At 32.3% G+C, this 12,826-nt stretch carries 13 protein-coding genes and 1 riboswitch; of the genes, 9 read left to right on the top strand and 4 right to left on the bottom strand.

The genetic code is table 11. The features are described 5' to 3' along the window. Window positions 1-245: 245 nt before the first annotated feature. From thiS to QO182_RS07990, 4 genes are all read right to left on the bottom strand, one after another. Window positions 246-452 (bottom strand): sulfur carrier protein ThiS, encoded by a 207-nt coding sequence (thiS, locus tag QO182_RS07975; RefSeq protein ID WP_371539125.1) that lies wholly within the window; start codon window positions 450-452, stop codon window positions 246-248. 65 nt (window positions 453-517) lie between these two features. Beyond that, window positions 518-614: riboswitch (TPP riboswitch) on the bottom strand. A gap of 223 nt (window positions 615-837) precedes the next feature. Continuing rightward, entirely contained in the window at window positions 838-1,059 is a 222-nt protein-coding gene (locus QO182_RS07980; RefSeq protein WP_371560880.1) for a DNA-3-methyladenine glycosylase I, read from the bottom strand. Between the two features lie 355 nt (window positions 1,060-1,414). Beyond that, window positions 1,415-1,588 (bottom strand): hypothetical protein, encoded by a 174-nt coding sequence (locus tag QO182_RS07985; protein WP_371560882.1) that lies wholly within the window; start codon window positions 1,586-1,588, stop codon window positions 1,415-1,417. Between the two features lie 615 nt (window positions 1,589-2,203). After that, window positions 2,204-2,764, bottom strand: coding sequence for a DNA-3-methyladenine glycosylase I (locus QO182_RS07990; RefSeq protein WP_371560884.1), 561 nt, complete (start codon window positions 2,762-2,764; stop codon window positions 2,204-2,206). 341 nt (window positions 2,765-3,105) lie between these two features. Between QO182_RS07990 and QO182_RS07995 the strand changes: the two genes are divergently transcribed. The 9 genes from QO182_RS07995 to QO182_RS08035 all read left to right on the top strand — a co-directional run bounded on the left by QO182_RS07995 (window position 3,106) and on the right by QO182_RS08035 (window position 12,802). After that, a complete protein-coding gene (locus QO182_RS07995; RefSeq protein WP_371560886.1) occupies window positions 3,106-3,438 on the top strand; it encodes a hypothetical protein in 333 nt (110 codons plus the stop codon). A gap of 17 nt (window positions 3,439-3,455) precedes the next feature. Further along, window positions 3,456-3,800, top strand: coding sequence for a hypothetical protein (locus tag QO182_RS08000; RefSeq protein ID WP_371560888.1), 345 nt, complete (start codon window positions 3,456-3,458; stop codon window positions 3,798-3,800). Between the two features lie 66 nt (window positions 3,801-3,866). Then, window positions 3,867-4,622 carry a GLPGLI family protein gene (locus QO182_RS08005; protein ID WP_371560890.1) on the top strand — a complete coding sequence of 252 codons (756 nt, stop codon included), beginning with the start codon at window positions 3,867-3,869 and terminating at the stop codon, window positions 4,620-4,622. A 135-nt stretch (window positions 4,623-4,757) separates the two neighbouring features. Next, a complete protein-coding gene (locus tag QO182_RS08010) occupies window positions 4,758-5,513 on the top strand; it encodes a GLPGLI family protein (protein WP_371560891.1) in 756 nt (251 codons plus the stop codon). Then, window positions 5,506-8,163 carry a TonB-dependent receptor gene (locus QO182_RS08015; protein ID WP_371560893.1) on the top strand — a complete coding sequence of 886 codons (2,658 nt, stop codon included), beginning with the start codon at window positions 5,506-5,508 and terminating at the stop codon, window positions 8,161-8,163. Before QO182_RS08010 ends, QO182_RS08015 begins: the two co-directional genes overlap by 8 nt. A 276-nt stretch (window positions 8,164-8,439) precedes the next feature. Further along, window positions 8,440-8,724: a hypothetical protein gene (locus QO182_RS08020; protein WP_371560895.1), complete on the top strand. Its 285-nt coding sequence runs from the start codon at window positions 8,440-8,442 to the stop codon at window positions 8,722-8,724. Window positions 8,725-8,780: 56 nt separating this feature from the next. Further along, complete coding sequence (locus tag QO182_RS08025; protein WP_371560897.1) at window positions 8,781-9,551, top strand: GLPGLI family protein; 771 nt, start codon at window positions 8,781-8,783, stop codon at window positions 9,549-9,551. A 1-nt stretch (window position 9,552) separates the two neighbouring features. Next, window positions 9,553-10,212, top strand: coding sequence for a GLPGLI family protein (locus tag QO182_RS08030; protein WP_371560899.1), 660 nt, complete (start codon window positions 9,553-9,555; stop codon window positions 10,210-10,212). 85 nt (window positions 10,213-10,297) lie between these two features. After that, window positions 10,298-12,802, top strand: coding sequence for a carboxypeptidase-like regulatory domain-containing protein (locus QO182_RS08035; RefSeq protein ID WP_371560901.1), 2,505 nt, complete (start codon window positions 10,298-10,300; stop codon window positions 12,800-12,802). The last annotated feature ends 24 nt before the right edge of the window (window positions 12,803-12,826 follow it).

The raw sequence follows: 12,826 nt of genomic DNA on the forward strand, positions 1-12,826 counted from the left end.
ACACGAATTTGCACGGATTCTCTAGTTTGCAGAGTTTGTGATTTTCTCTGTTTTCTTACTTCTTTGCTCTTTATTCTATGTTCTATCTTCTTTCTCCTGCTAGGGATAGCAATGGAAAGCCCGTAAAGTGATAAACTGATAGAAACAAGGAGCAAGAAAGCGACCGTAGGAAGCTCTTGTTGCGACTGTTTTTTTACAGTTTATAACTGCGGACTTGAAACGAATAGCCCGCCCGAGCAGTCTAATTAGCCTCCTTGGGTTGCTGAAATAATTAAGATTTCGTCAGATTGGGATAAGGGGTGGTCGTTCCAGTTGGATTTTGGAATAACGGTATTGTTGATTGCGACGGCAATGCCGGATTGTTTTAGGGGAAATTCAATATCGAGCAGGTTTTGAATGCTTAGGGCATCTGCTTGAAATTGTTTGATTTGGTTGTTGATTTTTAGCTCCATTCCTGTTGAATTTAGTATATAGTTATACTTTAGGAATGGCTACAAAGTGCCCAAGATGGGACCACGGAAGTCATCTTACTTTTCCCTACGCTAGTATGAACTAGATCAGGTTCAGAGGGTAATTCTCAGCCTACAATGTTGTAGACACCCCTAAAGTTAGAGACAAATGTAATGTTTTTTTTACTAATCAGTCGCTGTTTTTAATTTTTATTATTTTAAAGCTATGCTTATCGCATCAAAAAGTGAGATAGTGGTAGGGATGTATTTTAGTCTTTTTGGCGAGTTTTTTTTTCTATTGTAAGTAGCCAAATGTATTTTGAAAAGTTTCCAAATTATTCTTGGGTTTTGATGAAGAAAAGTGCGTTTGTAACGGCAGAATATACTTTTAGTTTATTGTAAATGATTCCTGCATATAAAGTAGTTGCTGAATTTTTCCCTCAGAATTGTTAGTGGCTATTTTACAATCAAAGTGATCAAATGCCGTTCTAAATTTTTTTGGTTTGTTGAGGATATTTATCCAATTTAGTGCTGCATAAAAAGTGTGGAGAATCAAAAAGTCAAATAAAGTAATATCATCATAAATAGGTTTTGTCCCATTCTTAATCATAGTATATTTCGTGTAATTGTCAGGCGGTACACACCAATTGTATCTTAGCTTTTAATATTTATATACTAAAAAAAGATAAAGGGAAGGAGTAAGTAATTCTTGAGTGTTTATTAGGTAATGTAAGTATTTAAGCCTGAAGTTGTAATTAGCCTAAATAAGTTTACTTTTAAAAAGAAGTGATTTGATAAATATACCACTGCATGGGGCAAATGCATTGGTTTTTAAAATACATGCTAGAATGAAATAAAAAGAGTTGCTATTAATTATAATGTTAATAATCTCTTTTGAAGGAAATTTTATATCTAGATTATGTTATTTTTTATTGTGTAAAAAATCTCTGTGCGATTACAGCGTCTTAGTTAGCTTGTAATTCTTTAATGCTAAAATCGATATTGCTAGCAATTACAGGATTAGTTTGAGTTTCGATAAAAGTAACAACTTTCTTATTGTTCTTGTTTTCTTTTTTAGTGTTGCTCGCAATAGTTAATGCGATTAAAACTATTCCGAATAGTAGTAAGAATCTTGCCATGATGTTATGTTTTTAAGTTATCTGAAAGTAAAATTACTCAATGTTATTTCATTTTAAAATTTACTTGTTTAAGTGTTTAATAATTCAGTTTAAGTGCATGTTTTGGGTTTTTATGGGTTTTTTTTGACTCTTTTTTTTCACGTTTTTGGTTTTGTGAGATATGGTAAATGGCATTGTTATACATGAAAAATCCCATTCATTTTGACGAATGGGATTCTTTATGTTTTTATCGAATTCTAGTATTTTAAAGTTTCTTGGTTTTATGAGGGAACACATATGAAACGGATTCGCAGATGGGCTAAGACGGTTTTGTAGGTGTTTTTCTTGTGTCTCGCTTTTCTTTTTCTTGTTATGTAAATGGAATCCCATTTTGAGCAGCATTGATTGCTGAAATGATTAGACTTTTGTCAGATAGGGATGAGGGGTGGTCATTCTGGATGGGTAATGAAATAACGGTATTGTTGATTGCAGCGGCAATACAGTTCTGTTATTTAGTAAAGTAAATATCAATAGGTTTTTATTGCTTGATTTGGATTTTTAGTTCCATTACTAAAGTATATAGCTATGCTTCAGTAATGGTGAAACAATACCGCAATTGCAAACGGATACTGAACGTTATTTTCTTGTCCAGCAGTCGGCAATGTGGTCGTTGACCATTCCGGTGGCTTGCATGTTTGCATAGATAACTGTGGAGCCAACAAATTTGAAACCACGTTTTTTTAAATCTTTACTTATGGCATCAGAAAGTGGGGTAGTGGCAGGAACGTCTTGTAGTGTTTTTGGGTTGTTGATAATAGGTTTGCCATCTGTGAAAGCCCAAATGTATGTAGAGAAACTACCAAATTCCTTCTGGATTTCTATAAAGGCAATAGCATTTGAAACTGCTGAACGTACCTTCAATTTGTTACGGATGATTCCTGCATCTAATAGGAGTTCTTCGATTTTTCCTTCGGAGTATTGGGCTATTTTTTTATAGTCAAAATTATCAAATGCTTTGCGGAAATTCTCCCTTTTATTCAAGATGGTAATCCAGCTGAGTCCAGCTTGAAAAGTCTCTAAAATAAGGAACTCAAACAAAGTGGCATCATCATAAACGGGGGTTCCCCATTCCTGGTCGTGGTATTCTTTATATAAGTCACTGGATAAACACCAGTTGCATCTAATTGGATCGTCCATTGTAAATTGTTTTGTATTTTCAAAGATAGTAGAACTCAAATTTATTCTTTTGTTTTTTTAAAATAACGAAGCTGACATTGATTTAGTGATGGTTTTTTTAGTGTAATTAACCTTTTGGGTGTGATCTTGTCATTTTTAAGTCGTAGAATTATAAGTCGTTATTTTTAAATGAGTTGTAGTCCCAGTGTTTTCGGTACTGTACGATTAATCTTGTCTTTTTTTTATAATTTGTACGATAAATATTAGGTTATATTGTTTTTTTTTTTTTTGATTTGTTCTCGGACGTCCAAAACCACTTACTGAAAAAATCAGTGAGTATTTAACCAAATTATTTTAATATTATGAAAAAATTATTTTTAAGTGCGGCTTTAGTAGTCGCTTTTTCTTTAACTTCGTTTGCAGGGGAGAATCTAGACTCAAAGAGAGAAGATGTTAAAATCAGTTGTAATTCTGAAGAATTTCAACAATTAACATCTAGTATTGCAACAAATTTCAAAAATGGTAGTTCGGTCACTTCTATTTTTTTTAAAAATGATTTTAAAGAATGTCATGTTACAATAAAAGGTACTATAAATGGAAAGCCTATAAATGTTGATATTACTTTTACAAGTGATTCGGGTAGTTGCATCAAAGATACGGTTAAGATTCTTGAAGAAGTAGCTGCTAGTAGATAATCTATAAAATTATGAAAATGAAAAAAATACTATTAGTTTTTATCCTGCTCTTTTCTACGTATTACTCATTTGGGGCAAATAAGATTAGAGAGACTGTTGTTGGTCAAAACGAATTTATTTCCAAAAACGATTTATGTAGTAATTTGGTTAGCGACGATTTAGCAACGTTTCTTTTAGACGTTAAGCTCTTAAAAATTTTAAATTTCACAGAGAATAGTAAATGTCTTTATGATTGTGAAGTTAAAGTTAAAGGTAATTTTGAAGGTACTAAAGTTGATGTTGTTGTTACCATTCACGATGTGTCTTGGGGTGGTTGTCAAACTTTAAAATTGGCTGTTAAAGTTGGTCTTGCTACTATGTAAATAAAGTGTATTTATTAGGGCCTCAACTGAAATGTTGAGGTCTTTTATCAATCAAATGAACAATCAATGAAAAGTAAAAATATTTTTACAGTTTTAACTTTTGTCTTTTTTTCTAGTTTTTGTTCCAGTCAAGAACAGGTTCAAGTGTTTGCAACCTATGATTTTAAGAATACAAATACAGGAAAAACGCAATTAGTTGAATTACGAGTTAATGAAAAAGCAGCATATTCGGAGTTTTTTGAGAGTAAAAAACTTGCGGATACCTTGTATGCCGATGAATTTGAAAATGTATTTTTCGAAAAAGAAAGCAAAGATAGTATAGGGCAACAATATTATTTGTCAAACAATGAAATAGTTTTTAGAGACCATATTTATACAAATAATGAATTTGTAGCAGTAGTGGTGACAGAGGATCTTCCAAAGATGGATTGGATATTAAAAAAAGGCACGATCCTAATGAATGGATTTACTTGCAATGTTGCAAGTTTAGATTTTAGAGGTAGAGTGTATAATGTTTGGTACACTAACGAAGTGCCAACAAAATTTGGACCTTGGAAATTTCACGGATTATCTGGTTTGATTGTTAAAATAGAGACGGAGGACAAAAGCGTTAAATTCCAACTCACAAGTATTATATTTGAACAAAATCAAAAACTTGGAATGCCTACGTTGGGAAAAAAAATTACATTTCAAGAATTTGTACAATATGAAGAAAAAATAACCTCTGATTTTGTAGAAAAATTAAAAACAAAATTGCCTAGAGGTACCACAATTAAGGTTAATGATACTGAATCGACGAATATTGAAAAAAATTATAAATAGATTTTAAAATTCTCAAGGGGTATTGATTATTATTAAGCAGTTTAGCTTTTTTTAAAACAATATTTAGATGAGTCATGACATGGAGAAATGGAATGGAACAGAGCAGTAATAATTAGTTTTTAAATATCCGAAATAATGAGAAATTCTATATCTCTTCTTTTTTTATTAGTGGTTACTATAGCTTCCTGTCAATCCACAAACAATTCTTTTGCGAGAATTGAATACAGTGTTTTTTACAACACCGAATTGCTTAATACCAAGAAAGGCATTTTAGAAATTAATCTAAAGGAGAACAATGCGGTTTTCTTTTTGACGGCAAGCACTTTAGAGTCAGGAAGTAGCGTGAAAGGTGATGTGATGACTATGATAGGTAAGAATGCGGAACGGTATATGAAAACAACTGTTGATAAAAAGCTTATTCAGTATACAGAGTTCATAAAAAATGAAACCTATTTAATTAACGATACCATTCCAGAACTGAAGTGGGAAATCAATTATGAGGAAACAAAGAATGTGGGAGATATTGTATGCAATAAAGCGGCACTGAAATTTAGAGGTCGAAATTTTATTGCTTGGTATGACATGAATACTCCATTGAATTTTGGTCCATGGAAATTCAATAATTTACCGGGACTAATTTTAGAAATATACGATGAGACAAAACGCTATAATTGGGCAGCAAGATCTGTTGTTTTTTCGAATAACCCGACTGTAGTAGTGCCAATTGATACTGCGGTTAAGCAAATTTCATATAAAAATTATATAGACTTAAAATACGATCAAAGTAGTTCGACCTTGTCAGCGCAAATGCCCAGAGGGGTAGAAACACAAGCTATTAATGTGGGGCGTACGGGAATAGAAACACAATTTGAATGGGAACAGCATGAGTAAAGTATTCATGCTTGTTTTACTTGTGCTTGTGTACAACATTGGCTTCTCGCAAAAGACTATTCAAGGGAAAGTTTCGTTTGGAGTCGTAGCAGAACATGGTCCTGCAACGATTGTTTTAAAACTAAATGGTGCTGTGGTGGCGTATGCTACAACAGATAGTAATGACAATTATCTACTCAAAACTGTTAGGACGGGTAGCTTTCAGCTGATTGTCAATTCTTTAAATTATAAAGTTCAAATTGTTGCCGTTGAGATTTTGCCTGAAACGAGCAAAGTCGAAAAAGATATACAGCTGGTTTATAGTGAAATTGAACTCAAAGAAGTAGTGATTGAAACAGTACGTCCTATTATTGTAGATGGCGACAAAATTATTTATGATGCAAAATCATTTGCCCAAGGTAACGAACAAGTGGTTGAAGATTTACTCAAGAAAATCCCAGGTTTGAATATCAGTACTGATGGTACAATTAAAGTAGGTAATCAAGAAGTTGAAAAAGTGATGATCGATGGCGACGACATGTTTGAAAAAGGGTATAAAATTCTAACTAAAAACATGCCGGTAAATCCTATTGATAAAATAGAACTACTGCAAAGGTATTCGAACAATAAACATTTGAAAGGGATTGAAAATAGCAATAAAGTAGCACTCAATCTAACGTTAAAAGAGGATTTTAAACGACAATGGTTTGGTAATATGAATCTAGGCTATGGTTTAGTTTCAGCAAATAGATATGAAGTTAGAACCAATCTGATGAACTTTGGGAAGAAGAATAAATATTATTTTTTGGCAAATCTCAATACTATTGGAGTTGATGCAACGGGTGATATTAATGAGCTTGTTAGACCATATCGATTTAATGAGCCCGGAAGTATAGGAGATGATCAATCAGCTATTGCTTTACTAGAATGGGGGTTGGACACACCTAATCTAAAACAAAAGAGGGTAAGTTTTAATAATGCCGAAATGGGGTCGCTGAATAGTATTTTTACCCTTTCAAACAAAGTAAAGCTAAAGGTTATAGGATTTTTAAACACAGATGAAAATGATTTTTTTCGAAATAGTTTTCAATCATTTGCTGTTGGGACTACTAGTTTTGAAAATAGTGAAGATTTTGTAGGTAGAAAAAAGCATAGTACGGGATTTGGAAAAGCGGATTTGATCTACGATATATCCGCAACTAAAACCTTAGAATATACCAGTAAAATTAATTCGACTACTGTTCAAAACACAAGTGATTTACTGTTTAATAATGATTTTATAAAGGAAAATTTAAACACCACCAATACGCTTTTTGATCAAAAAATGCTTTATACTAATAAGTTCAAAAAGAACAAAGTTTTGTTGTTTTCAGGACGTTATATTAGCGATGAAGCACCGCAAAACTACGCTGTAAATCAGTTTTTGTTTCAGGATTTATTTGCGGTAAACGCTGATAATACAAAACAATACAGCAAAAATAAAATGCAGTTTGTAGGTCTTGAAGCGCATTTATTGGACAAAAAAGAAAAAGGGAGTTTACTAGAGTTAAAAATTAAAGATCAATTGCGTATTGATGATTTGGAATCTAGATTTGAATTGTTAGACGGCTCAAACAGTATTAGTGCTCCACAAGGATACCAGAACAACATAGTTTATACTAGCAATGACCTGAGTTTTTCGGGCAAGTATAGTCTTAAATTAAATAAATTCACGCTGTTGCTGCAGTCAGATTTTCATCAATTGTTCAATCAGTTAAAAAATGATGCGGTAGTATCGAGTCAGCGTCCTTTTTATCTTGTTCCAAAGCTGGGCTTAGAATTGAAAATAAATAGTAAGAATAAAATAGTAAGTTCTTATTCGTACACCACGACAAATGCGGGTGTTTTAGATGTGTACTCAGGGTATTTGCAAACTGGTTTCCGCTCGTTTTCAAAGGGTTTAGAGGTCTTTAATCAATTGAATGCATCTAATGCTGTTTTGAATTATTCTTACGGAAATTGGGGCGACAAGTTTTTTTCGAATACTTTTCTACTGTATGCTAAGAACAATGACTTTTATAGTACTAATTCGTTCGTATCTCAAAATTTTTCCCAGTCTGAAAAAATAATTATTAAGGATAGAGCGTTTTTATCAATTTCGTCTAGTGTAGACCGATATTTTAAACCTATAAAATCCAACTTAAAAGTCAACTTAGGGGCAACCAAGACCAATTTTAAAAACAGCGTAAATAACTCTAATCTTCGCGAGGTTAATAACTTTAGTGCTGATTATGGTTTTGAATTACGCTCAGGATTCAAAGGTTTTTTTAATTACCATATTGGTTCAAAATGGAATTACAACCAAGTAAAAACTAGCACGGCTATTGCATTTACAGATAATATGAGCTTTTTTGATTTGTCGTTTATGTTTAGTGATACATTTAATGTACAACTACAATCAGAACGTTATTTTTTTGGAAACCTAAATAAAGACAGTAACAAATATTATTTTTTAGATCTAGAGGCGCGGTATGTCGTAAAAGAGAATAAGCTCACTTTCTTCCTTTCAGGGAATAATTTATTTAATACCCAAACGTTCAAAAACTATAGTGTTTCGGATATCAGTATTTCAAAGACGGAGTATCGATTAGTTCCTAGGTATGTATTGCTTAAAATGGAATATCGCTTTTAGAATTTGATCTTTATTGGTACTGTATGGAAGTCATTAGTAATGCTATCCTGATGCTATGTTTTACTCTTTTTTTTAAACTCGCATTTTGTAACTAATAGAAATTCATTGCTTTGTGAGTCCTTGTGCTTGTTGACTTGTACGATTAATAGTAACAATAAATTCATTTTTGTAGTAAAATAATTAGGTTTTATTGTTTTTTTTTTTTGCTTTGTTCTCGGACGTCCAAAACCACTTGTTAAATAGTTTAACAAGACAATAACCAAAATATTATTTATTATGAAAAAATTTTTATTGAGTGCGGCTTTAGTATTCGCTTTTTCTTTAACTTCGTTTGCAACGGAAAAAAACATATCTGAAACAGCTATAGATTTTGAGACATCTTCAAGTCTTTCCACATTAGCTGATTCAAATATAGTAGAAGGTCAAATTGTAGAAGGTTGTGAAACTAGTACTATTAGATGGGCAAGTGGAGAAAGTGATGGTCACGGAGGAATGGTTCTGAAATTTCATCATGCAACTTTAGTTACATGCGATGATGGTTTTGCAGCTATTGTAGATTAATATTGAAATTCATATATTAGGGAGTGGTTTACCACTCCTTATTAAAATATCTTACCATGAAACCATATTTATTATTTCTTTCTTTAATCATTCCTATTCTGTCTGTAGCCCAAAAGACAATCAAAGTCTCTTATGAGCAGAAGTTTATCTACAATGATAGTTTTTTTAATCAATTACCAGAGGACAGTAGGGAAGAGTTAAAAAGCTTTATGACCGCACCCACCTATTTTGAATTGACTAACAACGGAGATCTTTCTTTATACGAAAGTGTCAATACTAAAGAAAAAGTTATTGCCTCAAAAGAGAAAAGTACACCAACGGATCAAAATTTAGGTATGATATTGAAACCCTTTAAAGTCTGGTATTTAAAAGATTTTAAAAGGGAAATTAGTACTAATAGTACATCGGTTAGTGACAAAGAGTACTTTGTAGAAGCACCATTTGAAAAAGAGGAGTTACATTACGATAGTAAAACCAAAATTATCGATGGATATAATTGTTTATCGGCATATGCATTAAAATCAAATAAGGATACCATTCAGTACTGGTATACGCAGGATATAGCTGTAATAGACGGTCCAATAACACCAATTGATATACCTGGATTAGTGCTGAGCATAGAATCTAATAAAAAAGTGGTTTACGCAACTAAAATAGAATTTTTTGATTATCAACTGCCCATTGCCACTGTACCTAATGATGCCATTTTTATCAGTAAGAAGGAATTGGATATTTTACAAGCAAAAGATTTGGAGCCAAAATCGTATGTTGATGAAGCAGGAGCTAAAATTGAAAGCTATTCAGTACATATAAGAAATGATAATTAAGATGAAAGATACATATAAAAGAGTAGGGTTAGCTATTGTATGTAGTTTGTTTTTTCTACAAAGTAATGCCCAATCGGGTATTAAAGTTGTATTCGAAAAGCAAACGATTTTGAAAGAAGATGCAGTGAAAGGTTTGCCAGAATATATTAGAGAACGTGCTTTAAAATTGGTCCAGAATAACAAGCAAGAATCGACTATGACTATTCAGGGGAACGAAGTTTATTATGAAATTATAGCACAAGAGAAAGAAGAAGTTAGTAAAGGAATTACTAAAGTAGATGATCCAAAAAGCAAGGTGCAATTTGTCAGTAATATGTCTATTTCAACTAGCCATAGTCCGTTAAAAATAATAAAAGATTATAAAACAAATAGCTATAAAGAAATCGTTAATGATAAAGTGACCACTGAGAAACTGCCTAAAACTTCTTGGAAGTATACCAATAATAAAAAAATAATTTTGGGGTATTCTTGTCTAGAAGCCATTGGTGTTTATAAAGACCAGCCATTGACAGTATATTTTACAAAGGCTTTGCCAGGAGTGGCTAGTCCCGATAAACTTCCATTTGTAAATGGCGTTATTTTAGAGTATCAGTACGGACATGCCTTTGGTAAAGCAACTAAAGTGGAGAGGAATCAGCCATTGATTACTAAATTTTTATAAACCTATTAATTTGAATTTAAAACAACTCCTCTTTCTACTATTCCCAGTGCTCTTATTTTCGCAAAATAAATTGGGTATTACAATTTTGAATCAAAAAAAAGAGCCTGTTTCTAGAGTTATTGTACTTGTATCACAAGAAGAACAACAAGTTGCTTTTGGTTCTACCAATACTGATGGTGTATTTATTAAAAGCCTGCCTTCCGGTACCTATACAATAACGCTTAAAAAATTAGGTTTCAGCGCTGTTGTGGAGCAAATTATAATAGAGAAAGATGCCTTATTAACTTTTGAGATGCTTCCCGAACTAAACCAGCTCGAAGATGTTATTATTAAGGCAAGACCTAAAATAATGCGGATTAAAGGAGATAGTATTTCGTACAACCTAAAAGCTGTTGTTGATGGAACCGAAAATAAAATCGAAGATGTGATAAATAAGCTTCCTGGTCTAGAGGTCGATGCTGATGGTAAAGTTTTCTATAAAGGAGAGAAGATTAATAATGTATTGATTGATGGTAATGAGTTTTTTGGAAACAAACATCAAATGGCCACTCAAAATATCAATGCTGATATGATCGAAGGGATTGATTTGTATACCAATTATTCAGGCTTTGCTATCGCATCTGGAGGTGATAAAGGGGTGGCGCTAAATTTAAAGACTAAAGATTTTTATAAAAGTAAATGGGTATCTGATGTCGAGCTAGGTTATGGCGGTAAAGAGGCAGTGCGGTTTCATTCTAATTCATTTAAGTTTTTTAAAAAAGGTAATTTAGCAATTATCTCTGATTACAATACCATTGGTAACGTGCCTATTTCAAGGGAGGATTACAGCCAAATGAAAGCTGCTGGTGACGACAGTCCTGAGTCAAATCGATTAAATGATATAGAATTACCCTCGTTCTTAAATCCTACACCTTTTTATAAAGAAAAAAACAATAAGTTCATTGGGCTTACTTATACAAATCTTATCTCGCCCCGTTCAAAAATCACGCTTTCTAACACTTTTAATGCAGCAAATTTATTAGAAGAGAATTATAAAACGCAAACAAATTTGGGAGAGGAAAACAATAATCTCTCTTATTTTGATCGAAAGAAAGCGTCTTACTTATTAAATAACACTGCTGTAAAATGGGAATTTAATAAATCAGCAACGACCTTTATATCTTATTCTGCTACTGTTACACCAACAGATGATGCCATGAAGCAAAATTTAGATAACGAATTAGATCGCACTACATATAAAGATGAAAGTAATGGCTTGAGCTTTTCACAAGTTTTTAAGGTTCAAACTTCGTTTTTAAAGGGTATCAAGTATACAGGGGTTGTTAGGCATGCTTTAAATTCAAATAGCGATAAATTAGGTCTAAATGCGAATCAAGAATTATTTGATTTGGGTGTACTGTCGCTTCAGCAAAAAAGCAAAAACAGGAACAGTAATTTGGATTTTTATAACTCTTTCACTCTATCTAAGAAGTCGAACATCTTCAGCGTTAAGTTGGATTTACTGACGCAAAGGGATCGATTCAAAAATGACATTGATAAAGAACCATTGTCAGAAACAGAATTAGAGCTAAAGAACGATATGCTACGGACTAATATTAGTTGGACACGACAATGGAATTCAAAAATTCAGTCTGTTGTAGGATTTAGTAATAGCAATGTTAGAAGCACTTATAACAGCGAGCAAACTACCTATTCTAGAATAGAGCCAAATTTGAATGTATCCTATAATCTTGGTTTTCTTAGCAAAGTTAGCTTGGGATACGCTTTGAGTCATCGACTGCCACTGCTTTCGCAACTATTAAATAATGATGTCATTGAAGATTTTCAAACAATTAATAAAGAGAGTTTAGTAGAGTATAATAAAATTTTACCTCAAGACAGTTTCTCTTTGAATTACTATAATGTCAACGCTAAGACTAATTCTGTGTTGTTTTCATCTCTAAACTATAGTAAAGATCATCAAGCGGTTTCAAATAATGTAATTTATCAAGATGATTACGTCGAGAATCAAGCAACTTTAGTATCTGGTTCCAGTACGCTAAGAGGGATTTTTAGTTACGATTTAAAAATTAAGAAATTGCCATTCTCGATTAAAAGTACCCTTGTGTATTTAGCGACCAAAGGGTTTTCTGAGTATAGTGGAGTAGGCAATGAATTTAAGTCGAATAATTTCAGTGGTAAAATTAATGTAAATTCTAATTTTAAAAACTCGAATGTGCAAGTTGCCGTCGATTATAAGTTTAGTAGGCGTCGCTTAGAACAAAACTTATTTGCTTTTAATAATGTAACGGTCAACCATCAAATTGGTTTAAAATTACGTGGTAAAAGCACCAATAAATTAAAATGGGATTTGGGATTTGTTATCGATAATCAAGATTCAAGTTTTAATACCAATCAGCTTTATTTCTTGAATGGAAACGTACAGTATTTAGTCGCTAAAAATTTGAAGTTGTTATTTAATGGTAATAATATGCTAAACTTAAAAAATAGTCAGCTAATAACTACAGCGTACAATCAAAGTTTTTTTACAGAATCGGTCATTTCGATTATGCCAGGATATATGATGATAGGTGCTAATTATTCTTTTTAACAGTATTTCGTTTTTCATTTCCGT

It is taken from the genome of Flavobacterium sp. Arc2, assembly GCF_041431385.1.
Classification (GTDB): Bacteria; Bacteroidota; Bacteroidia; order Flavobacteriales; family Flavobacteriaceae; genus Flavobacterium.